19 protein-coding genes are annotated in these 24022 nt (G+C 53.3%); 13 read left to right on the top strand and 6 right to left on the bottom strand.

Annotated features, from left to right (window positions below):
- Window positions 1-130: 130 nt before the first annotated feature.
- From D2E25_RS01050 to D2E25_RS01040, 3 genes are all read left to right on the top strand, one after another.
- The gene (locus D2E25_RS01050) at window positions 131-2608 is read left to right on the top strand and encodes a phosphoketolase (protein ID WP_125979202.1); all 2478 of its coding nucleotides are present in this window, start codon (window positions 131-133) and stop codon (window positions 2606-2608) included.
- A gap of 350 nt (window positions 2609-2958) precedes the next feature.
- A complete protein-coding gene (locus D2E25_RS01045) occupies window positions 2959-4011 on the top strand; it encodes an inorganic phosphate transporter (RefSeq protein ID WP_125979201.1) in 1053 nt (350 codons plus the stop codon).
- A 21-nt stretch (window positions 4012-4032) separates the two neighbouring features.
- On the top strand, window positions 4033-4656 hold the full coding sequence (locus D2E25_RS01040; RefSeq protein ID WP_125979200.1) for a DUF47 domain-containing protein: 624 nt from the start codon (window positions 4033-4035) through the stop codon (window positions 4654-4656).
- Between the two features lie 47 nt (window positions 4657-4703).
- Here D2E25_RS01040 and D2E25_RS01035 read toward each other — a convergent pair whose 3' ends face one another.
- A complete protein-coding gene (locus tag D2E25_RS01035; RefSeq protein ID WP_125979199.1) occupies window positions 4704-5408 on the bottom strand; it encodes a response regulator transcription factor in 705 nt (234 codons plus the stop codon).
- A gap of 57 nt (window positions 5409-5465) precedes the next feature.
- Entirely contained in the window at window positions 5466-6299 is an 834-nt protein-coding gene (locus tag D2E25_RS01030; protein ID WP_241216894.1) for a sensor histidine kinase, read from the bottom strand.
- A 488-nt stretch (window positions 6300-6787) separates the two neighbouring features.
- Here D2E25_RS01030 and D2E25_RS01025 point away from each other — a divergent pair, with 488 nt between their 5' ends.
- Genes D2E25_RS01025 through D2E25_RS01015 form a run of 3 tightly spaced genes read left to right on the top strand, consistent with a single transcriptional unit; the run spans window position 6788 to window position 10549 of the window.
- Window positions 6788-7771 carry an ABC transporter ATP-binding protein gene (locus D2E25_RS01025; RefSeq protein ID WP_125979759.1) on the top strand — a complete coding sequence of 328 codons (984 nt, stop codon included), beginning with the start codon at window positions 6788-6790 and terminating at the stop codon, window positions 7769-7771.
- Window positions 7772-7809: 38 nt separating this feature from the next.
- Window positions 7810-9090, top strand: a complete 1281-nt coding sequence (locus D2E25_RS01020; protein ID WP_125979197.1) for an ABC transporter permease — start codon at window positions 7810-7812, stop codon at window positions 9088-9090.
- Window positions 9077-10549, top strand: coding sequence for an ABC transporter permease (locus D2E25_RS01015; RefSeq protein ID WP_125979196.1), 1473 nt, complete (start codon window positions 9077-9079; stop codon window positions 10547-10549). Before D2E25_RS01020 ends, D2E25_RS01015 begins: the two co-directional genes overlap by 14 nt.
- Window positions 10550-10580: 31 nt before the next feature.
- On the opposite strand, the gene D2E25_RS01010 is transcribed toward D2E25_RS01015, so the two are convergent.
- The 4 genes from D2E25_RS01010 to D2E25_RS00995 form a co-directional block, all read right to left on the bottom strand.
- A complete protein-coding gene (locus D2E25_RS01010; protein ID WP_125979195.1) occupies window positions 10581-12080 on the bottom strand; it encodes an ATP-binding protein in 1500 nt (499 codons plus the stop codon).
- Between the two features lie 122 nt (window positions 12081-12202).
- Window positions 12203-12427 carry a helix-turn-helix transcriptional regulator gene (locus D2E25_RS01005; RefSeq protein ID WP_164514648.1) on the bottom strand — a complete coding sequence of 75 codons (225 nt, stop codon included), beginning with the start codon at window positions 12425-12427 and terminating at the stop codon, window positions 12203-12205.
- Window positions 12428-12567: 140 nt separating this feature from the next.
- On the bottom strand, window positions 12568-13914 hold the full coding sequence (locus D2E25_RS01000) for a nucleobase:cation symporter-2 family protein (protein WP_125979193.1): 1347 nt from the start codon (window positions 13912-13914) through the stop codon (window positions 12568-12570).
- A 54-nt stretch (window positions 13915-13968) separates the two neighbouring features.
- Window positions 13969-14550: a xanthine phosphoribosyltransferase gene (locus D2E25_RS00995; protein WP_125979192.1), complete on the bottom strand. Its 582-nt coding sequence runs from the start codon at window positions 14548-14550 to the stop codon at window positions 13969-13971.
- A gap of 201 nt (window positions 14551-14751) precedes the next feature.
- On the opposite strand from D2E25_RS00995, the gene D2E25_RS00990 reads away from it, so the two are divergent.
- The 7 genes from D2E25_RS00990 to D2E25_RS00960 all read left to right on the top strand — a co-directional run bounded on the left by D2E25_RS00990 (window position 14752) and on the right by D2E25_RS00960 (window position 23922).
- The gene (locus tag D2E25_RS00990; RefSeq protein ID WP_125979191.1) at window positions 14752-16728 is read left to right on the top strand and encodes an acyltransferase family protein; all 1977 of its coding nucleotides are present in this window, start codon (window positions 14752-14754) and stop codon (window positions 16726-16728) included.
- Between the two features lie 106 nt (window positions 16729-16834).
- The gene (locus D2E25_RS00985) at window positions 16835-19510 is read left to right on the top strand and encodes an ATP-dependent helicase (RefSeq protein ID WP_125979190.1); all 2676 of its coding nucleotides are present in this window, start codon (window positions 16835-16837) and stop codon (window positions 19508-19510) included.
- 290 nt (window positions 19511-19800) lie between these two features.
- A complete protein-coding gene (locus D2E25_RS00980) occupies window positions 19801-20202 on the top strand; it encodes a DUF4418 family protein (protein WP_125979189.1) in 402 nt (133 codons plus the stop codon).
- Between the two features lie 6 nt (window positions 20203-20208).
- Window positions 20209-21435, top strand: coding sequence for an ABC transporter permease (locus tag D2E25_RS00975; protein WP_125979188.1), 1227 nt, complete (start codon window positions 20209-20211; stop codon window positions 21433-21435).
- 1 nt (window position 21436) lies between these two features.
- On the top strand, window positions 21437-22225 hold the full coding sequence (locus D2E25_RS00970; protein WP_420897307.1) for an ABC transporter ATP-binding protein: 789 nt from the start codon (window positions 21437-21439) through the stop codon (window positions 22223-22225).
- 276 nt (window positions 22226-22501) lie between these two features.
- Complete coding sequence (gene rpsD, locus D2E25_RS00965) at window positions 22502-23128, top strand: 30S ribosomal protein S4 (RefSeq protein WP_125979187.1); 627 nt, start codon at window positions 22502-22504, stop codon at window positions 23126-23128.
- A 119-nt stretch (window positions 23129-23247) separates the two neighbouring features.
- A complete protein-coding gene (locus D2E25_RS00960; protein ID WP_125979186.1) occupies window positions 23248-23922 on the top strand; it encodes a histidine phosphatase family protein in 675 nt (224 codons plus the stop codon).
- The last annotated feature ends 100 nt before the right edge of the window (window positions 23923-24022 follow it).

Below are 24022 nucleotides of genomic sequence, written 5' to 3'. Positions count from 1 at the left end.
AAGTCGCGAATCGCTCGTATGATGCAAAGTGATTGGGATTGGAAACGGCAGGATCGCAAGGCCCAGCCGTGCCCATGACCTACCGATAATAATCAATCGCACAACACAGTGCAGGAGTACAGGAGTACATATGACGAGTCCTGTTATTGGCACCCCTTGGAAGAAGCTCAACGCTCCGGTTTCCGAGGAAGCCCTCGAAGGCGTTGACAAGTACTGGCGCGTTGCCAACTACCTTTCCATCGGCCAGATCTATCTGCGTAGCAACCCGCTGATGAAGGAGCCTTTCACCCGCGAGGACGTCAAGCACCGTCTGGTGGGCCACTGGGGCACCACTCCGGGTCTGAACTTCCTGATCGGCCACATCAACCGCTTCATTGCTGACCACGGCCAGAACACCGTGATCATCATGGGCCCGGGCCACGGTGGCCCGGCTGGTACCTCCCAGTCCTACCTGGATGGCACCTACACCGAAACCTTCCCGAAGATCACCAAGGATGAGGCTGGCCTGCAGAAGTTCTTCCGTCAGTTCTCCTACCCGGGTGGTATTCCTTCCCACTTCGCTCCGGAGACCCCGGGTTCCATTCACGAGGGTGGCGAGCTCGGTTACGCTCTGTCCCACGCTTACGGTGCTGTGATGGACAACCCGAGCCTGTTCGTGCCGGCCATCGTTGGTGATGGTGAGGCTGAGACTGGCCCGCTGGCTACCGGTTGGCAGTCCAACAAGCTCGTGAACCCGCGCACCGATGGTATCGTGCTGCCGATCCTGCACCTCAACGGCTACAAGATCGCTAACCCGACCATCCTGTCCCGTATCTCCGACGAAGAGCTCCACGAGTTCTTCCACGGCATGGGCTACGAGCCGTACGAGTTCGTCGCTGGCTTCGACGATGAGGATCACATGTCCATCCACCGCCGCTTCGCCGAGCTGTGGGAGACCATCTGGGACGAGATCTGCGACATCAAGGCCACCGCTCAGACGGACAACGTGCACCGTCCGTTCTACCCGATGCTGATCTTCCGCACCCCGAAGGGCTGGACCTGCCCGAAGTACATCGATGGCAAGAAGACCGAGGGCTCTTGGCGTTCTCACCAGGTGCCGCTGGCTTCCGCTCGCGATACCGAAGCTCACTTCGAGGTCCTCAAGAACTGGCTCGAGTCCTACAAGCCGGAAGAGCTGTTCGACGAGAACGGTGCTGTCAAGGACGACGTCCTCGCCTTCATGCCGAAGGGCGAGCTGCGTATCGGTGCTAACCCGAACGCTAACGGTGGTCTGATCCGCAAGGATCTGAAGCTGCCGAAGCTCGAGGACTACGAGGTCACCGAGGTCAAGAAGTACGGCCACGGCTGGGGCCAGCTCGAGGCTACTCGTCGTCTGGGTGTCTACACCCGCGACGTCCTCGCTGCCAACATGCACGACTTCCGTATCTTCGGACCTGATGAGACCGCTTCCAACCGTCTGCAGGCTTCCTACGAAGTCACCAACAAGCAGTGGGACGCTGGCTACATCTCCGACGAGGTCGACGAGCACATGCACGTCTCCGGCCAGGTCGTTGAGCAGCTGTCCGAGCACCAGATGGAAGGCTTCCTCGAGGCTTACCTGCTCACCGGTCGTCACGGTATCTGGAGCTCCTACGAGTCCTTCGTGCACGTGATCGACTCCATGCTCAACCAGCACGCCAAGTGGCTCGAGGCTACCGTCCGTGAGATCCCGTGGCGTAAGCCGATCGCTTCCATGAACCTGCTCGTGTCCTCTCACGTGTGGCGTCAGGATCACAACGGCTTCTCGCACCAGGACCCGGGTGTCACCTCCGTGCTCCTGAACAAGTGCTTCCACAACGATCACGTCATCGGCATCTACTTCGCTACCGACGCGAACATGCTGCTGGCTATCGCTGAGAAGTGCTACAAGTCCACCAACAAGATCAACGCCATCATCGCTGGTAAGCAGCCGGCTGCCACCTGGCTGACCCTCGACGAAGCTCGCGCTGAGCTCGAGAAGGGTGCTGCTGCTTGGGATTGGGCTTCCACCGCGAAGACCAACGACGAGGCTGAGATTGTGCTTGCCGCTGCTGGCGATGTCCCGACTCAGGAGATCATGGCTGCTTCCGACAAGCTGAAGGAACTGGGCGTCAAGTTCAAGGTTGTCAACGTGGCTGATCTGCTCTCCCTGCAGTCCGCTAAGGAGAACGACGAGGCTCTGACCGACGAAGAGTTCGCTGACATCTTCACCGCTGACAAGCCGGTGCTGTTCGCGTACCACTCCTACGCTCACGACGTGCGCGGCCTGATCTACGATCGTCCGAACCACGACAACTTCAATGTCCACGGCTACGAGGAGGAAGGCTCCACCACCACGCCGTACGACATGGTTCGCGTGAACCGCATCGATCGTTACGAGCTGACCGCTGAGGCTCTGCGCATGATCGACGCCGACAAGTACGCCGACAAGATCAAGGAGCTCGAGGACTTCCGTCAGGAAGCCTTCCAGTTCGCAGTTGACAACGGCTACGATCACCCGGACTACACCGACTGGGTGTACTCTGGTCTGAACACCGAGGAGAAGGGCGCTGTCACCGCTACCGCTGCAACCGCTGGCGACAACGAGTGATGTAGCCTGACCTTCTAGGTTAGCGAATCAATAAATGGTCCTCGAGGAGAAAATCCTCGAGGACCATTTATTGTTCTTGGGATGAAATACGACACAAATAACATCATCTCTAGTGACGCGGAGCGTGACCAGGAGCGGCCCCCTCAATCCTTGATTTTGGTAAAACCCTTATTTTTTAATGCTTTGTGGACTTCATACTGTTGATTGATTCGCTCCTGGTCACGCTCCGCGTCACAAAAGTGCAACACGACTGCGAATTGGTAAACTACGTAGCTAATTATCAGTTAGAATCATTGTGTTTGTGTCCGATTTGGTCATCCGACCCTCGAAGAAGAAGGTGATGATTCCCCTTGGATGTGTCGCTGTCATACTTCATCCAACAAGTGTTCTCTAATCCAGCGTTGGCTATTACCACGCTACTGACACTGGGAGTCATCTTTGTCAACGGCTGGACTGATGCGCCCAATGCCATCGCCACCTGCGTAACCACCCGATGTATGCGCATTCGGCCAGCTGTGATTATGGCCGCGGTACTCAACTTTTTCGGCGTACTAGTGATGACGCAACTCAACGCATCGGTGGCTTCCACAATCTCTAACATGGTTGATTTCGGCGGTAACACGCATGCTGCATTGATTGCATTATGTGCAGCACTGTTTTCTATTGTCGTCTATAGCGTTGGCGCATCCATGCTCGGCATTCCCACTTCTGAAAGCCACAGTCTTATTGCCGGCCTATCTGGCGCAGCGATTGCAATCCAGGGCGGCATGAGCGGCATCAACATGCATGAATGGGTCAAGGTTATCTATGGTTTGTTCGCGAGCCTACTCATCGGTTTTGGCATGGGCTGGATCGTATGCAAAGTTGTCACTCTGATTTGTGCTGGAATTGACCGTAGACGAGCCAATGGATTCTTCCGTTATGCACAAATCGTTGGTGCTGCCGCAATGAGCTTTATGCACGGTGCACAAGATGGTCAGAAGTTTATCGGCGTGCTGTTCCTCGGCATGGCATTTTGCAACGGTCAGTCAAGTGTTGCCGGAGTAGTTATCCCAGTGTGGCTAATGATCCTGTGCAGTGCGATTATGGGCGTTGGCACATCAGTTGGCGGCGAGCGCATCATCAAATCTGTCGGCCAAGACATGGTTCGTCTTGAACAATATCAGGGCTTCTCTGCTGATTTGTCCAGCGCACTGTGCCTGCTGCTGATGACTGTGCTCGGTATTCCAGTGTCAACGACGCATACAAAAACGAGCGCGATTATGGGTGTTGGTGCGGTGCGTCGCCTGTCAGCAATCAATTTCGGTGTGGTCCGCGACATGATGCTCACTTGGGTATTTACGTTCCCCGGATGCGGCATCATCAGCTTCGCGATGGCCAAACTCTTTATGTTCGTGTTCTAGCCAGCATTCAGGAGGACTTCAATGGCAAGAAAAAATGACGCGTTCTATTTCGATAGCTTTACTAAGAGCGTCGAATGTGCATGCCAAGCAGCAAATCTACTGTCGGACGTCATGCATGACTATGACCCAACGAGACTGCGCAAGCACATGGACACGATGCATCGTATCGAGCAAGATGCTGACAGTGTACGTCACGCCATGATGGATGAACTAGTAACTGCATTCATCACGCCCTTTGACCGTGAAGATATTGCTGAGCTCAGTCACGTGCTTGACAATGTAACCGACAGCATTGAAGGCGTGCTAGACCGCATGTACTACGACAACGTAACAGTTATTCGCGAAGACTCGTTGCAGATGGCTGACATGATCGTACGCGCTTGTGGCCGACTGTCTGACTTGTTTAATGAACTGCCGCAGTTTAAGCGTTCGAAAACGTTGCGCGAGCATGTGTTTGCAATCAACACGATTGAAACTGACGCAGATCATGTGTTTATTGAAGCGATGCGCACATTGCACACTACCTGTGATGATCCGCTACAAGTGTTTGCATGGCATGACGTATACCGTCATCTTGAACAGTGTGCTGATGATTGCGAGCGTGTTGCTGACACCGTTGACAGCATTGTCGTCAAAAATAGTTGATTGCATTTGCCGGTATGCTGCTTTGCGGTGATACCGGCAAATTGGGCTTACCGGTGCGCGTTAAGCCACAGGATCGCAAGTTGTGTGCGATTTGTCAGTCCCATTTTTTCCAGGATGCCGCTGATGCGGTTACGCACAGTACCCTCGCTGAGAAATAGTTTGGCAGCGATGTCACGATTATCAAGTCCCTCGGCAACAAGCGCTGCAATATCACGGTCGCGTTGTGGCAGTGATTGTAACGCAGCACGATCAGCAGTATGATTAGCGAGATGTGCAGCAGATGGCAGTGCAGAAGATGTTTCCGCTGTACTATGCACAGCGGCTGGATTGTTTGAAGCTGAGTGCTCGGAAAGCTTGTCTAATACTTCAGCGCCGAGTACGATTTGCCCGGCCATTACTGCTTGCAATGCTGGGCCAACTGACGCAACATCCTGTTTAATGAGATAGCCGCGCGCGCCAAGCGCTACAGCTTGCGTAATATACGACGTATCTGCAAACGTAGTCAGGAACAAGATTTTTGCGCCGGGATCTTTACTCAAAATCTCGTGAGCCGCACTGAGACCATCTTTCTCAGGCATTTGCACATCGATGAGCAACACGTCAGGCCGGTTTGAAGGTGACTCAAAATATCGGGTTACTGCTGCATTGCCATCATTCGCCGTCCATAATACGTCAGCCACTTGCGTTGCTGTCAGAATCGTCGCCAATGATTGACATACGATTGGATCATCATCCACAATCGCTGTTCTCATCGTTGCTCCTTGGACGTTGAAATTCGCTGAGCAGTACTGACAAAATGCCTGTAATAATCACTCACCACGATTATGGTAGGTCCACTGTTGCTTCGGAATCGTGACAAACACACGCCAACCATTACCGTACGGTCCGCATGATGATGTGCCCCCAAGCGAACGCACACGATATTCAATATCCGATAAACCCATGCCGCGAAATACCTCAGTATCCGCAGGAGCGGATTCACTATACGCGGGAGTCGATGGTTTAGCAGGTCCAGGATCTTGGACGATGAGCTGCCAAAGGGCAGGAAAATCACGCAATGTTACGGTTGCTGATTTTGCTTCGCTATGTCGTGCCACGTTCGACAACGATTCACGAATCACGGTTGCAAAGCAACGCGCAACTGGTGCTGGCGCATCGATAATGTCATTGGACACCATGACATTGAAGTCGGCAGAAGCGTCACCGAACGTGTGCGCCGCGTCAGCAATTTGTGCCGCAAAATCGGTACCATCGTCTTCCAAATCGTGCACTGAGCGACGAACCATCGTCATTGCTTCGCTCAGCGTGGCATTCAGTTCACTAAAACTTTGTGCTGCGATTGGGTTATTGGTCGCATCAGCAACCGCTTTGCCAGCCTGTGATTGCATAATTGCGCGGGTAAGCAAATGCCCTACATTGTCATGAATTTCACGCGCAATACGCGTACGTTCACTCAGCGTTGCTGCACGTATCGACTGAGATCGTTCTTCGGCAACATCAGCCATACGACGACGATGCACACGGTTACTATCGCGAGTCAAATCCTGCGTACGGCGCAGCGATTGCCGTAACTGCATCACTGTTGTACGAGATCGACCAAGCATCATGCCAAGCGCAACAAGCGGCATAGTTACCAGTATCATCCAGCGATCATGCATACTTGACACGCTTATCATCGCACTCATGATCGGTGCGAACGGCAAACACTTGATCGCATAATCGACACGAGCATCGTGCATAATCGCCGGTAATCGCAATGTGTCATAAGCAGTAACTGGTAGCAGCACGCACCAGTGCGGCATAAGCATTGTAGCGACTATGAAACAGCCAACTGGCAGGGCAGATATTTTCGGAGAAGATTGGCGAGCTATCAGCCATTCGCTGATACACGAGAGAGAAATAGCTATCAGCAGGCCAATCAATAGGGCGATATCAAAGCCAGAAAATGATGCTACCGCCGTCCCGCAGGCAAGCAGCATAGCCTTTTCTAGCAAGATAATCATGCTTTTATGGTAGTCGGCTCCGGGGATTGAGCAGAATACGGTACTTCAACAAACTCATGACAAATGTCATTGTCTTGCGGCGAAGTGGTGACGGATGACTGTGGTGTTACTGCATGGCAAGCGCGATGATGATCATATCCACTAGGAAAGGAGCGGACATGACCGACATCAACGAGACACCGGCAGTCCACGTCAGTCAACTGGTCAAACGCTACGGCGATATGGTCGCGCTCGACTACTTTGATCTTGACGTGAAGCAAGGCGAGATTTTCGGCCTCCTCGGCCCTAATGGTTCCGGCAAAACTACGGCAATCAACTGCATCCTGGCATTATTAACGTACGACTCTGGCACCATTCGCGTGTTCGGCCAGCCGATGACACCGACCTCGTATGCGCTCAAGCGTCGTATCGGCATCGTCCCGCAAAACGTCGCCGTGTTCAACGAACTGACCGTCACGGAAAACATCGACTACTTCTACTCACTGTACGTACCAAAGAAAGCCGATCGTGCACCGCTGGTCGAAGAAGCGATTGAATTTGCAGGACTACAAGATTTCCGCAAATTCCGCCCAGGCAAACTCTCTGGAGGTCTCCTGCGCCGCCTGAACATCGCTTGCGGTATCGCACACAAGCCTGACCTGATCTTCTTCGACGAGCCAACTGTGGCTGTTGACCCGCAAAGTCGCAATGCGATTTTGGAAGGTATCCAAAAGCTCAACCAGGCCGGCGCAACGGTGATCTACACCAGTCACTACATGGAGGAAGTCGAACAGATTTGCGATCGCATCCTCATCATGGACCACGGTCGCCATCTTGCGCTCGGCACGGCCGACGAGCTCAAAGCCATGATCGACACAGGGGAGCGCATCACCATCGAAACGTTCGACCTGACCGACGACGCGCTCGCAGCAGTACGCGCGCTCGCATTCGTGATCGAAGCAACGTATGACGGACACGAATTAGCGGTACGATGCCGGCGCGGTGACCACAATCTTGTCGATCTGATTGGCGTGCTGCGTGCGGGAGGCGCAAACCTCGGACACTTGACCAGCCGGCCTCCAACCTTGAACGACGTGTTCCTCGAGCTGACCGGTAAGGCGCTGCGAGACTAGACAGCCCCGCCGCCTCTACTCAAAGAAAGGAGAACGCCATGTGGAGCACCTTCATCGTCACTCTGAAAACGAACCTGCGTGATAAAAGCGCTCTGTTCTGGCTCATTGTGTTCCCGATTGCGCTGGCAACCATGTTTAACGGCGTGTTCGGCGGACTCGACAAAGCCATGAGCATCACTCCAGTATCCGTCGCTGTCGTCCAAGATACGAATTGGACAAACGCAGTCGGTGCAAGCACGCTGATTGATGCGCTCGCTGGCAAACAGGCCAGCACCAACGCAACAGTAGACAACACCACAGATGGCAACAACAATGCTGACGCAACTATCGGCGACATTGACATCGGTGTGAAGCTGCTGGACATCACTGAAGTCGACTCCGCTACTCAGGCTCGCGACTTGCTGAACCAAGGCAAGACCGATGGCACTATTGCCGCTGACAACAATGGTCGACTGGAACTGACGCTCGGCTCTGACACTGTCGCCACCGCCAACAACGGCACGCAGGACGTGGGACTCGATGTCTCTCTTGCCGCGCTCGACAATGTAATCGATCAGTACAATCGCACTAGTGCGACCGTGCGCACCGCGCTCAAAGACAATCCAACCGCCGCCATCACAAGCACGTTCTGGAACGGTATCGGATCGGCCATGAACGGTACGAAAGAAGTCCAACTCACCAATTTCAAACCTGATGTGATGGCGAGATACTATTACGCGCTCATGGGCATGGCCTGTCTAATCGCCATGTCTTACATGATTCACACGGTCACCACTGCACAGGCGAATCTCTCTGCGCTTGGTATCCGTCGTACTGTCGCACCACTCGGGCGCGCCAAACAACTGCTTGCTGGATTCCTCGCCGGATGGTTGTGCTCTTGCACATGTCTGCTCATTGCTCTTGCCTACATTCGCTACGGGTGCGGCATTGCAGTAGGCGGGCGCGAACCGCTGGCCGTGCTTGCTGTAGTAGTCGCCTCGTTTATGACCTGCTCGTTCGGCACAATGATCGGCGCAATCCCCAAACTCACAACCGGTGTCAAACAAGGCATGTCCACCGCGATCGCCTGCGGACTGTCACTGTTCAGCGGCTTGTACGGCGGATTCGCAATGGAATTAAGCGACCTGATTGTGCGTAAAGCACCGCTCCTCGCTGCCATCAATCCTGCCCAACAGGTAACCAACCTGTTCTATTCGCTTATGTATTTCGACAGCACTCAACCGTTCGTCCGCACATGCGCAATCCTGCTTGCAATGAGCGCAGTGTTCCTTGCGGCCGGCGTGATCATGCTCAGGAGGCAACGCTATGAACACTTGTAAGGCCACGGTGCGCGTGCTACTTGCGCACCGAACATACATCATCATTTATCTCGTACTCATGGGCATTATGATGTTCACGCTCAGCTGGTCGCAGATCGTCGCCTCCAACCGGCAGGTAGTCGATACGTATGAGCCAGCCAAAGTCAACGTTGCGGTCATAGATCGAGACAAGAACCACGGAGGTATCGCCGACGCTTTACGTGATTATTTGTCTGAATCCGCCACGCTGATCGATCTGGACGATGACTCTGAGTCGTTGCAGCAGGCGGTTGCCTCGAACTGGACTGATTTGATTGTCATTATTCCCAATGGTTATGCGGATCGGTTCCTTGAGGCTGCGCGTTCCGGCGAGGATATGCCGCAAGTTGAGACGGTCACCAGCTACGCATCGGGAGCCGGCACGATCGGCGGTATGAACGTGACTGGGTTCCTCTCACTCACCCGAATCGCGTTGATTGGCGAACATGCGCATATTGATGAGGCGGAACTCAAAGCGTGGACTGAACGCACGTTGGGTGCCATGAACAGCGGGGAAGCAGGGGCAGGTATGCCTGCAAACCCGAACACGGGGGATACGGGCGACTGGTCGCAGTATATGAACAGCTCGTCCACGTTTGATATTAACTCGCTGCCACAAGGTACGCTGACGGACTTGACGATGGACGATGTACATGATGCGGCTCAACATGCTGCAACAACAGCGCACGATACGCAGGTCAACCGTCCGGTGAGCGTGGAACGGGTTGTGTCACAGGATGAGCAGGATGCTGGCATGGTGAATCCGGTTGCATCGGGATTCGGCGACACTATGAAAACTGCACTGTACCCGCTATTTCTCACGCTGAGTGTTTGTGTGAGCTTGGTGGCGCGCGTGTTCGGTGCCGGAGAGTTGCGGCGCAGGCTCACCGCATCCCCGGTGGCAGCGTCGATTGGGCTCAAACGCATGGGAGTGTTGTGCGTGTTTGCTTTGCTGATCTGTGTGGCTTATCTGCTTGCCGCGCTGGGATTGACGATTGCTGCCGGAGCAGATCCAACCGCATTGCCAGTGGCTGGCGTTGCGATGGCGTTTGGCTCGGTGTGCGTATTCAGCCTCATGTGCGTCGGCTGCGGGTTTATGCTCGGCGAGTTCGGTGCCTCCGACACGGCTGCCAATGGGTTTGCGAACGTGTTCGGCTTGCTTATCCTGTTCACGTCGGGTATCGCATTCCCGATCAGTATGATGCCCGATTCGATTATTCCGTTCGTCAAACTGACACCTGGCTGGTGGTACACGTCGTCGATTGATGCGGCTCTTGGCGTTGGCATGGACGGGTCAAATACCCTCGGCTGGCTGAACGGCATTGGTATTGTTGCTTTGTACGCGGTGACGTTTGTTTGCATTGGACTCGCGGTGGGACGAGTGCGTAGGATGCGACCCACGAACGTTGCTATGGCGACTACGCAACTTGCTGAGGCATAAGTCCGACAGTGTCACTCGCCTTGTTTGCCGGTTATGAGGCCTGACCGATATTTAGCCGGTACCGTTGGTCCGGGTCATCTTGGAATCGCACTGGGATGACCCGGCCTTCGCGTAATAATTCACGGAGTCCAGTTGTGGCAGCAAGTGGAGTGAGTTGCAGCTCACGCATGATCTCCTTTGCACTCATCGCCGAGTGACGTTCTAACACGGTTGTGATCGCTTTAGAGATGTCACTGGGGGAGCCCAGCCGTGCCGTGCGCTGCTTGGTAATCGTCATGGTAAACGTGTTAATCGTATTCACAGTAGTAGCTGGTTCAATACCAGCCTCACGCAAGGTTGCAGCAATACGTTGATAACCGTCTCCGCCTTCTGGATTCACATATCCGCCATCAGGGTAAGGGGTTGATTCAAGCAGCGCGAACAGAAACTGGTTACGAGTTGATTGCAATGGTGTTCCTGATACAGGGTGCGGATCAGTGAGCACATCATGCGTAACTGTTCCGTACAAGCCACCAGGATTTGCAATCTCAATACGATCCGTAAACACACTGATACGCACTTGTGTGCCACGAGCGTCAGGGGAATAGTCGCGATGTGTCAATGCGTTCGCAATTGCTTCGCGCAGTACAACAGGGGGATAATCAGGTTTCTTCGCGCCGATCCAATGCATGAGAGACTCGACTGCGTCGTTAATCATTACTGGAATTGGGCCAACAATTGATTTTGAAGCAACAAGACGTTCGTCGCCGCGAAACACGTCGTCTCTGACCGTACTGGGGAATACTGCGATCGAGATACCGAGGCGCGGATAAAACTTTTGCGGGTAACGCCCCAAGGCCAGCAATCCCGCTAATGTTGGTCGCAGTGAGCTACCGACTGCAGTTGTACTCGAATCGTCATGGCGAAGTACTTGCAAATCAAGCAGCGTGTCTGTATCAGTACGTTGAGCGAATACATGCGGATGCTGTTCGCGCACACGCGTCAGTAATCCGCTCACGAGCGTGGGATCAAGATCGTCGATGGTGGCTCCTGGAACAACATCTAAATCGTAAGTTGGCTGCAGATGCTCTTCGATGAGCCGGTCAACCTCATACGAATTCATATGCCGGTCACCATCGCCAGTGCGAATATAAGAACCGTTATACGGGCCCTGTTCAGTCAAGAAACATGGCTTATCACGTGGAAGCATTTCATCGATTCGCGCGAATACCAGATTTGAGCCTTCAAATGGGCATGTTACGATCACCGGGCGAACTACTGGGGTCATTTTTTCACATGCTTGGCTTAACGCCTCCTGCATCGCACGTGCGTTGAACCCCTCAACTGGAGTGAACCCGGCTTTTTCAGATAACCCAAGAATAATCCAGCCGCCAGAACCGTTAGAAAATGCGGACAACGTATCAGTAATAGTTGATGAAATACGCCGACAGCATTCTTTTACTTCACACTGCTGGGTATCATTGCCGATCAAACGCATTAAGTCAATGAGCTCAACCATCTTCGCAGTGTAATCGACAGTGTCATCAACCATGGCGGATCTCCTTACGCCCGATACATACCAACTATTGTGCTGTACTGGTGTGCGTATATGGAAAGTCAGCGAGAAATTGTTGCCAGTGGTTCACGGCGAATTCACGCGTTAGGCATGAGCGCCTAGTCAAAGCTAATAGTGAGCGTGCGTCCCATGCCGTGAGCCAGCGCTTCAAGCGTTTTGAACGATGGATTGATATGCGCTTGCTCAATGCGCTGAATCGTAATACGCGATACGCCGGTAGCGTCAGCCAGCTGTTGTTGTGTCATATCGCATTCTTTGCGTGCTTTGAGCAACGCTGCACCAACTTCTGGATAAATACGAGGTTGTGAGGCGTTTTCGGCCATGAGGCTTCCTCCTTGAAGTGATGAATGCATGCTGGAACCACTTACTAGTATAAACAATAATGCGGCCTGCACAGAAGATCATTGATAATGATAAATCTTCTGTACAGGCCGCTGCAGTTACTACGGCAAATGTATGCTCGTTATTGTTCGCTACGAACAGCGAGGAAATGCTCTTCGCTAGGCAAAACAGCGTTGAGAATAACCGCAACAACGAAAGCAACAGCAATACAGTTCGAAGCGAAGATCTGCTGGAACAGGGCCGGGAACTGGCTGAAGATGTCGCTTACCTGCGTGAAGCCGATGCCGATCGTCAGCGACAGCGCCGCGATCGTGATGTTGCGCTGCGAGAAGCCAGCTTCAGCGATCATCTGGAAGCCAGAGAGGATGATGTTGCCAAACATCATAATCGTGCAGCCGCCGAGCACAGCTTGCGGCAGCGAATTGAACACTTCAGCGATAGCCGGCACGAAGCTCGCCACCACCAGAATCAGGCCACCGGAGAGGATTACCTTGCGATTAACAACCTTAGTCATGGCCACAAGTCCGATGTTCTGCGCGAACGAGGTCAGCGGCAGGCAACCAAACAGGCCGGACACGGAAGAGATCAGACCATCACCGGCGATTGCGCCCGCCGTCTCGCGTTCGGTGGGCTGTCGGTTCAGGCCGACCTTGGTCAGCGCGGCCGTGTCACCCAGCACCTCGACCGAGGAGACGACATACAACAGGCCGAGGGAAATAATCGAACCCCAGTCAAACGTAGGCTTGAACGGCATGAACTGCGGCAGGGAGACGATCGAGAGGTTTTGGAAGCCAGAGAAATCGACCTTGCCCATAATGATGGCGACCACATAGCCTACAACAAGGCCAAACAGCACGGACAGCTGCTTAGCAGTACCCTTCATCAGCAACTGGAATGCAAGGCAGGCGACAAGAGAAATCAGACCGAGCGTGAGATTCTGCCAGCTGCCGAAGTCCTTCGCACCTGAGCCGCCGCCGAAGCTTGTTGCACCCACGTTGAGCAGTGAGAAACCGATCGACGTCACAACAATCGCAGAGACAATTGGCGGCACAAAACGACGCCAGTACTTTGCTGTCAAACCCAGCACAAGTTCAAGCAAACCACCAACAATCACCGCGCCAACAACCGCACCGTAGCCTTTATCAGCAGCAATAGCACACGCCGCCGCAACATAGGTGAACGAGATGCCGGTAACCATTGGCAGACGAGAGCCAATCAGCCACGCGCCGTACAACTGCAGGCAAGTACCCAAGCCTGCAACCAGAAGGCCTGCCTGAATGATCGCTGCGGATTGTGCAGCATTCATCTTCGCAGCAGAGGCGACAATGAAAATCGGAGCGAGATTCGCCACGAACATGGCCATCACATGCTGCAAGCCGAACGGAATACCTTTCCAAAATGAGATCGGCGCGTCCAAGCTACTCAAAGCCTCAAAAGAGACAGCTTCAGATTGCTTCTTCTGCGACAAAACAGTAATCCTCTCTTCTTCTCTTCTTTCTCGTTGTTGTAAGTGCTTTATGACTTAGTGGCGGAACACGATGTCGCCGGTCTTCGGATCCATCGATTCAACAATCGCCAGTGAATCAACGTCATAACCGTCTGCGCGCAGCTGATCGCCGCCGCCTTGGAAGCCCTTTTCTACAGCGATGCCAATACCTTCAACAGTGGCACCGGCATGCTCACAAATATCAATCAGGCCACGCAGTGCTTTACCGTTGGCCAAAAAATCATCAATGAGCAGCACGTGATCTTCGGGGCCAAGATACTTACGAGACACAATCACTGGGAATTCACGCTGCTTCGTGAACGAGTACACAGTAGTCACGTACTGGTCGCCATCAAGATTGATAGACTGCGCTTTCTTCGCAAACACCACCGGCACGTTGCCAAAATGACGTGCAGCTACGCAAGCCATACCAATACCAGATGCTTCAATCGTGAGAATCTTCGTGATGTTCTTGCCGGCGAAATGCTCAGCCCAAGCCTTGCCCATCGCATCGTAAAGTGCTACATCGCACTGATGATTGAGAAAAGCGTCTACTTTAAGTACGTTGCCTTCCTTAACGGTACCTTCCTTGCGGATGCGTTCCTCGAGTTCCTGCATAAGACCCCTTTGCTCAAGCGGTTGACAGTGATTATGGATGTAGCATACGCGGCACAGATGACTGGGAAGCAAGCAACGTAATGGAGACACTCTGCAAGCCATATTCATGCTGGTTACGTAACACGACACAAGCGTGCAAACAGTCACGCGTCTTCGGTAATCTTGCCTCGCATACAACGCAGTGGGAAGGCATGCAAAGAAGTGGTTACGCGGCAAAATGTGCGCTATGCGAGCATAGATGGCATTAAAGGGTTCGCACTGATCGGCATTATCTGGTATCACCTTGCACAGCAATCGTTACCAGGCGGATTTATCGGCGTAGAAGTATTCTTCACTGTTTCTGGTTTTCTGCTCGGCTTGAGTGTGCTGCATGAGCTTGACCGCAATGGGCGTATCGCAATCGGCTGGTTTTACTTGCGCCGTTTGGCTCGCCTATGGCCAGCTATGCTCTTTATGATTGCATCTGTAGTGAGCTTTGGATTCCTTACAGACCATGACACACTCGTGCATATCGGCAGCAAGAGTGCAGCATCAGCCGTGTTTGCTTCAAACTGGTATGAGATTGCCACTGGCGGTAGCTACTTTGACTCCACTTCACCGCAATTACTACGCCACTTATGGTTTGTGGCGTTACTTGCGCAATTCACCATCATTGTGCCGTTATTAGTACGAGTGTTGCAGCTCGTACGCTACTTCGCACTCCGAGTACTGGTGACTATTGGCTTGGCAGTTGTTTCAGCTGCAGGCATGGCATTGCTGTTTGTGCCAGGAAGCGACCCGACACGAGTGTATTTCGGTACTGATACCCACTGTTTTGGGCTACTCATTGGCCTGGCATTAGCAATGTGCGTGCATCATTCCAGCCAGAAAACGCATGGTGCCACGGCCGCTCATGCGGCTGAATCACCCACTGGTATTGCATGGCGCAGTGAGGTGATGTCCTGGCTGGCGACGGCTGCTGTATTGGCATTGATCGTATTGATGACGCGCGTTGGGCAGGACGCTTCCGCATTTCGTGGCGGATTGTTTGCCGCTGCGGTACTTTCCGCTGTTGTTATTGCCGGTAGCATTACCAAAGGCTCATGGATGAGCGCACTGTTCGTGTGGCGCCCGCTTGCATTACTCGGCAAATACTCGTACGGCCTGTATTTGTGGCATTGGCCACTGTTTTTACTGTTCCAAGTACTGTTGCCAGCATGGCGAGGAACAGGCATGTGGTTGATCTGGACGTTGACCATGATCGGCAGTATCGCAATGACCGCACTGTCATGGTGGATGCTTGAAAAACCTATCGCGCAATGGATAGCAAAGCTACGTCATCGTCGGGCGATTCGCTCCGGTAATGCGGCAGCGCGCACCGCATCATCGCAATATCACACGCCAATGAATACACCGATGGTCATTCAGCCAACACGTGAACCTGCGATTGCGATGCGACTCCATACCAGCATCACTGCCATTATTGTGCTCTTGTCAGTACTTGGCTTCGTAGTTGGCACACTGCATGCGCCAGACAAATCTCGAATCCAAATGACACTTGAACACAATCAAAGCGTGCTCAGTCATGAGGCTAGCCAACGTGAACATGATGTTGAAGCTGCTCGAGCTGCCGCTGAAACACAACGTCGCGTTCAAGAAGCAGCGCGTAAACGCGAGCGCGCGAAGCAAGAAGCATTGCAGCATCTTGATGGCACCAACGTAACTATTATCGGCGACTCCGTAACCGTGAGTGCATCGCCAGCCTTAAGCAAACTATTGCCAGGCGTTGTAGTAGACGCGGAAGTGTCACGCTCCATACTGAAAGGCCCTGAAGTAATTGCCACACTCAAAGCACAAGGGCAATTGCGTAAATACATTGTTATTTCATTGAATACCAACTCAGAATCCAACGCTGCGCAACTCGATGACATCGTTCACGCAGCAGGAGACGACCACGTCTTCATTTTCGTCACCGCGTACGGTGACCGTGCATGGATTTCATCGTCAAACAAAGTATCGTTCGACTATGCGAGTACGCATCCGAACAATAGTGCTGTAGCAGATTGGAATGCTGCTATCAGCGCGCAGCCACAACTGCTCGGCACAGACGGTATACACCCGATTGAAGGCGGACAAGAATTGTACGCGCAAACAATCAAAGAAGCGCTCGCTGATTGGATTGCTGATCACGGCGCGTAACCATGCGCCACTGGTGATTTGAGCAGTATGTGCTTACGATGCTGACCGCCGCCTGTGGTAGACAAGTAAGGCCGCAAAACGACAATCACATGTGAAGGGGAACAGCGTGCAGCAGGATCCGGATCTTATCGCTCGAAGCGCCACCGAACTCGTTGGTGACCTTAATCCACAGCAGGCACAAGCTGTGCAGTATCGTGGTCAAGCGCTGCTTATTGGCGCTGGCGCTGGCTCTGGTAAGACGCGCGTACTGACGCGCCGTATTGCGTGGATTCTTACGCAGTTCGGCGCATGGCCCAGCCAAATTCTTGCCATTACGTTCACAAATAAAGCTGCAGCTGAAATGCGTGAACGTCTATCGGCATTGATTGGACCAGTTGCAGAACACATGTGGGTGTCAACTTTCCATTCCGCCTGTGTGCGTATTCTGCGCCGTGACGGCAAAGCGATCGGCCTGAACTCTGGATTTTCTATTTACGACACTGCAGATTGTGAGCGTCTCGTTAAGCTCATTGCTGCTGATCTCAATATTGACGTTAAGCGTTATACGCCGCGTGCAATCCTCACGCGTATTTCTGATTACAAAAACAATCTGAAAAGTTGGCAAAGCCAGCTGAAAACGTATGCGCCTGATTATCGGCCTGGGCAGCGCGGTTATCAGATCGGCAACTTCGGTGATATTGAAGTGCTGTATTCGATTGTGTACGCGGAATATCAGCATCGTCTCGCTGCTGCTAATGCTGTTGACTTTGACGATCTGATCGGTCGTACGGTTGAACTGTTGCGCACGCAGCCTGATGTTGCCGCCTACTATCGTCATAAGTTCCGTTATATTCTCGTCGATGAGTATCAGGACACGAACCATGCGCAGTACGTGTTAGTTCGTGAACTCGCTGGCGTTGACGAGCACAATGCGGCGGGGCAGTCCGCGCTTGCAGCTTCTGGAGCTCCGGCAGCGCCTGTACAAATGAGCCAGCAGCCAGCTTGGATTACCGTGGTCGGTGATTCTGACCAGTCGATTTATGCGTTCCGTGGCGCAGATATTCGCAATATTCAAGACTTCGAGCGTGATTTCCCTGGTGCAAAAACCATCATGCTTGAACAGAACTATCGTTCTACGCAAACGATTCTTGATGCTGCGAACGCGGTGATTGCCAACAATCAAGGGCGCAAGCCTAAGAAGTTGTGGACTGCGCTTGGCAAGGGTGACCCGATTATTGGGTATGCGGCTGATAATGCGCAGCAAGAAGCCGCATGGATTGCGGGTGAGATTGCGCGTATACATGTTGAAGAGGGAGTCGCGTACTCGGATATCGCGATCATGTACCGTGCTAACGCACAGTCGCGCTCTCTTGAAGAAGCGTTGATTAACGCGGGGCTACCATATCAGCTCGTCGGTGGCACGAAGTTCTATGAGCGCCGTGAAATTAAAGATGCGATCGCTTATCTGCAAGCCATTGTGAATCCGGCTGACAATGTGAACATGCGACGTATTTTGAACGTGCCGAAGCGTGGACTTGGTCCGCGTGCTGAATCGATTATTGTGGCATGGTCGGATGCGCGTGGCACCACGTTCTGGAATGGTGTTGATCATCTCGACGAGATCGAAGGTGTGCCCACGCGCACTGCAAAGCAGCTCGCAGCATTCCGTGATCTGATGCGAGAACTGTCTGCTTTTGCCGCTGAGCATGATGCTAAGCCTTCCGAAATCGTTGCTGAAGTATTGCAGCGTACTGGTTTGCTCGGGGAATTGCAGTGTTCTGAAGATCCGCAGGATGCGTCACGCGTGGAAAACCTATCCCAGTTGCAGTCGGTAGCTGCTGAGTTTGAACAGAACACGCCTGATGCAACACTGGCAGGCTTCTTGGAAACCACTGCGCTCGTTGCTGATTCCGACCAACTGCCAAGTGAGAACGAGGATTCTGGCAAGGTCACCATGATGACTTTGCACACTGCTAAGGGCCTCGAATACCCTGTAGTGTTCCTGACCGGCATGGAACAGGGTACGTTCCCGCATTCGCGTGCCATGGAAGATGCGAGCGAACTCTCTGAAGAGCGTCGACTCGCTTACGTGGGCATTACGCGTGCAAAGCGGCGGCTCTACGTGACGCGCGCGGCCGTGCGCGCCCAGTGGGGGCAGGCTAATGAGATGATGCCCAGCCAGTTCCTTGATGAAATTCCTGACACGTTGATTGATTGGAAACGCCGCGAAACCGGTATGGAACGCATGCGCGGTGGATGGTCCAACAACAGTTTTGATGATGAATTCGGCGGCTGGGATGACTCTGATACAACCACGTTCGGCGGTTCATCCTATGGTTCTTCGCGCTCGTATGGCTCCCGTAGTAGTTATGGATCTGGATCATCGTATGGCTCTTACGGTGGTTCATCCTATAGTTCTGGTTCGTCAGGATCATCACGCCGATTCGGATCTGGTGCTTCCCGCACGGGGCGTTCTGGTAGTGCTTCATACAGATCGCGATATGGCTCATCATCGGGATCTTCGACCTCGTCACGTTCTGGCAAAGTCACGACGCGCCGCACTACGCCCAAATCATCGAGTAGTGCAGGATTTGGCGTATCGCCGTCGGCTGCATTGAAGCGCGACAATGGCTTGAACATCGCCGACTTCCACGTCGGTGACAAAGTTACACACGACCAGTATGGACTCGGCACCGTGGTCGACACTGTAGACAAGGGGCCGAAGTCAGTGCTTACCGTTGACTTCGGTTCGAGTGGCGTGAAGCGGTTGATGCTGCGGGTTGCGCCTATTGAAAAGCTTTAGGTAGCTTTTCAATAGGCGCCTTCGCCGCTGTGCGGCTCACCTCGCCTACAGACAGTCCACTGGACTGTCTGTTTGACGGCTCAGCTATTGAAAAGCTTTAGGTAGCTTTTCAATAGGCGCCTTCGTGGCGATATCGGAGGGGTGCGTAACACAGAGCGCGAATAAAATCAAGACTTGTTTTTCTTTTTTGCCTATGCGCATAATGCAAAGGTTGTGCCGTCATGGCTCGCGACTGTCAACAGAAGTTACGCGTATCAACCATGAACGCCTTGAGGAAAAGAGAAGAAGTCATGAAGAACAAGCTGTTCGCATCCATCCCCAACATCGTGTTCGGAGCGCTACTCGTCATCGCGCCGCAAACATTCGCTCACGCGTGCGGCGCGCATGACGGCATGATGCCAGCCTGCCACTACTCGCAACAAGCTGCCACCGGTATTGGTGCAGTCATTCTCGTCCTTGGCCTCGTGGCACTTATTGTCGACCCGAAAGTACGCATCGGCTTAAACATCGCCGCAATAGCTAATACGGTGCTCTTGTTTGCTATTCCTACCGTGCTCATTGGCATTTGCAAGGGAGCTATGATGCATTGCCGCGCGGTGATGCTTCCTACCCTCATCGTCCTTGGCGTGCTCGTTGTTGTCTTTGCAGTTCTGTCTATCGTCTTCGACACTCGTTCCAGCAAGCGAGCGTGAGACATTATGGCCAACACAGTGCGCAACAACACGCTGCGAACACTAGCTTCCCGCAACCTTGCTGGACGCCCCGTGCGCACGGGGGCGTTACTCGCAGTAGTCACCATTCTGGCGCTAGCATTCTTCGGCGGCACCATGTTCACCATGAATCTCAACACTGGCATGACCAGCATGGAGCGCCGACTTGGAGCAGATCTGATGGTCGTGCCGCAAAACACTGCGCAAAAAGCGGAAGCGCTACTCACCGACGGCAATCCCAGCACGTTCTACTTTACAAAAGACATTGTCGCCAAAGTCAAGCAAGCTGACGGTATTGCGCAAGCCAGTGAACAAACGTATATTGCCTCGCTCGCTGCAGAATGTTGCGCAGAAAAACTCCAGATTATAGGGTACGATCCAGCCACCGATTTTGTTATCGAACCATGGGTAGCTTCCCAGTTTGACGGCACACTAGAAGACGGCCAGATGATCGCCGGCGCGAACGTTAATGTTTCGACAGATGGCACCGTAGAACTGTACGGTCGACGATGGTCTATTGTGGCGCAATTAGCTGCCACCGGTACCAATCTTGACAACTCTGTGTTCATTAACCTCAATACAGTGCCTGAAATGGTAGCTGCTTCTGCCGCAGTATCGCAGCGCATTATGCCTGAAGAGTATGCGCATAAGGCCATTTCTACAGTGCTCATCAAAGTGGCAGAAGGCTATGATGCACAAACTGTAGCTGAACGGATCAAAGATCTTGACCCGTCGTTTACTCAACTCGGCTACGTATATCCGGGCGGTATTACTGCCACTACGAAAACCGCGCTGAATGCACTGGTCACCTATCTTGCGGTGTTTGTTGCTGCAATCTGGATTATGGGCGTGATCGTACTGCTAGCAGTGTTCGCTTCATCTGTTAATGAGCGCAAACGCGAATTCGCCTCATTGCGTATTCTTGGCGCTACGCGTGGCATGTTGGCGAGTATTCTGCTGCGCGAATCTGCAAGTATCGGGCTCATTGGTGGAGTTCTTGGAGTTAGCATTGCTTCACTCGCAATTTTCCCGTTTAGCACGCTGATTAGTCGTCAACTCCAATTGCCATACCTGCAAGCATCTCTTCCGGCAGTATTCGGCATCATGATACTCACCGTACTCTGCGCGGTGGTAATTGCCATTGTTGGTTCAGTAATTGTGCTTGTACGTGTTGGACGGCCAGAAGCATATCTAGTTCTTCGTGAGGGGGAGTGACGTGACTGATACCACGGCAACCATTGAAGCAGTGCGTCAAGCAGATATGCGCGCAACACAAGCACAGTCCGCGTCGTCACAATCCGCGCCGCTGGTTGAACTTCATGATTTGACTCGTACCTTCATGCGACGCGGTAAACCGTTCGACGCAGTCAGCCATGTAAACCTTGCGATTGTGTCTGGCCAGTTTGTCGCTGTTACTGGACGTTCCGGCAATGGCAAAAGCACGCTTATCAACATGATTGCAGGACTGGTACGCCCATCATCCGGTTACGTGCGAGTGGATGGACACAATGTAGCCGAGCTGAGCGATCGGGATATTTCGCTACTGCGCAATCAGACCATTGGATGTATTACGCAAAGCCAAACGTTGCTGGCTAACCTAACGGTGATCGATAACGTCATACTGCCGGCGACATTGTTTGACCATTGCGCACAGGACACGCATGCGGCTGATACAACAGCTGACGGTCTCCAACATCGTGCACAAACCTTGTTGGATCAATTGGGTATAGCTGATCTCGCTGATAGCTATCCAAAAGAACTCTCTGGCGGAGAAATGCGACGCGTCTCCATCGCCCGCGCGCTGATGAACCACCCAAAGCTGCTGATTGCCGACGAGCCAACTGGTGATCTCGATGCAGAAAGCACTGTGATCGTCATGCAACTGCTGCGAGCTGCCGCCGATGCAGGAACAGCAGTACTCATGGTCACCCACGATCCTGACGCGCTCGAATATGTTGATCGCACCTATCGTATGGATCGCGGTATGCTGACTGCAATTGCGTAACAGATCAGCTGCATTCGAACACTGCTAGGCACTGTTCGAGCACGAACGACGATGTATTGCAAAACACACGCTGCGATGCTGTCCAGACCTCATGTGTATAGTTGCGGATTGTGTCTGCCACCAGGCAGATGCTATCTGGAGCCTTAGCCCATCAGTGGGTCGGCGGCGGTACAACGCCGTTCGTGCACAGCACGACGAAGCACTGGAGAGGCCGGCTCAGCGTAGAAAACAGTTTCTACGTTCCGTTCAGATAACGACAGAAATAAAGGAACAAGAATGACTAACGTTCAGCGTTCTCGCCGTCAGGTGCGTCTTTCCCGCGCCCTCGGCATCGCACTGACCCCTAAGGCTCAGCGCATCTTCGAAAAGCGCCCGTACGCTCCGGGTGAGCACGGTCGTACCCGTCGCCGCACCGAGTCCGATTACGCGGTGCGTCTGCGCGAGAAGCAGCGTCTGCGCGCCCAGTACGGCGTGTCTGAGAAGCAGCTTCGTCGCTCCTACGAAGAGGCCACCCGCACTGCCGGCCAGACCGGTAACGCAATGCTGACCGATCTCGAGACTCGTCTTGACAACCTGGTGCTGCGTGCCGGCTTTGCTCGCACCACCGCTCAGGCTCGTCAGTTCGTGGTGCACCGTCACATCCTCGTTGACGGCAACATCGTGGATCGTCCGTCCTACCGCGTCAAGCCGGGCCAGACCATCCAGGTGAAGGCTAAGAGCCAGACCATGGTTCCGTTCCAGATCGCCGCCGAAGGCGTGCACCGTGACGTGCTGCCTGCGGTTCCGGGCTACCTCGACGTGACCCTGCCTTCTCTGAAGGCTACCCTGACCCGCAAGCCTGAGGTCGAAGAGATCCCGGTGCAGGTCAACATCCAGTACGTCGTCGAGTTCTACGCTCGCTGATCTACTCTCACCCACTGTAAAGATTTACAGCTTAAGGACATACATACGCACGAACGCCCCGTGGTTACAAACCCGGGGCGTTCGTGTATTCGCATACATCCCGTGCAATAATCGAAAGCATGATCCTTCATCTTCACTTAGTTCGCCACGGCCAGACCACCTTTAACCGTTACAACCGCCTACAAGGCTGGTGCAATGCGCCACTGACTCAATCCGGTCTGGAAGACGCGGATAAAGCAGGACATAAGCTCGAACACTACGATTTTGCTGCAGCCTATTGCTCAGATACGTCACGTGCTCAGATCACTGCCGCTCGCATTCTTGACATCAATGAAGCTGCTGGACACGCGCGCCCTGAACTGGTATCTGATATGCATTTTCGTGAACAATGCTATGGATACTTTGAAGGCCAAGACATGTCGCTCGCATGGACTGCAGCTGGTGGCCCGCACGGTGCGAAAAACTACAATGAGATTGTTGCCAAGTTTGGTCTTGCAGCAACACGTGATTTCCTCAAAGAAGCTGATCCGTTCCATGACGCAGAATCGGACACTGAATATTGGACTCGCGTTGAAGGCGCATTCGCACTGATTGCTGCCAATCCGCAACTTCACGATGGCGATGATGTGCTCCAAATCTCCCACGGCAACACATTATTGAGCCTCGCACATCGTTTTGGTTCTGACGATCTTGACGTTAGCGAACGGCCTGCAAATGGTTCAGTAACCGACGTTGATTTTGATACCGATAAGCCGTTTGATCACGCGTTAACAATTGTGCGTTGGAATCAGTGACCACACGACAGTATGCTGTTGTGTTTAGGGACGGTCTGGGCCGTTGGCTAGGCTTGTGCGGGTGCTGTGTGCACAGGACAAACTGTGAGACAGAAAAGAG

This window comes from Bifidobacterium goeldii, from assembly GCF_003951095.1.
GTDB lineage: Bacteria > Actinomycetota > Actinomycetes > Actinomycetales > Bifidobacteriaceae > Bifidobacterium > Bifidobacterium goeldii.
Note: the sequence above shows the minus strand (reverse complement) of the source record. Positions and strands in the feature narration are given on the sequence as shown.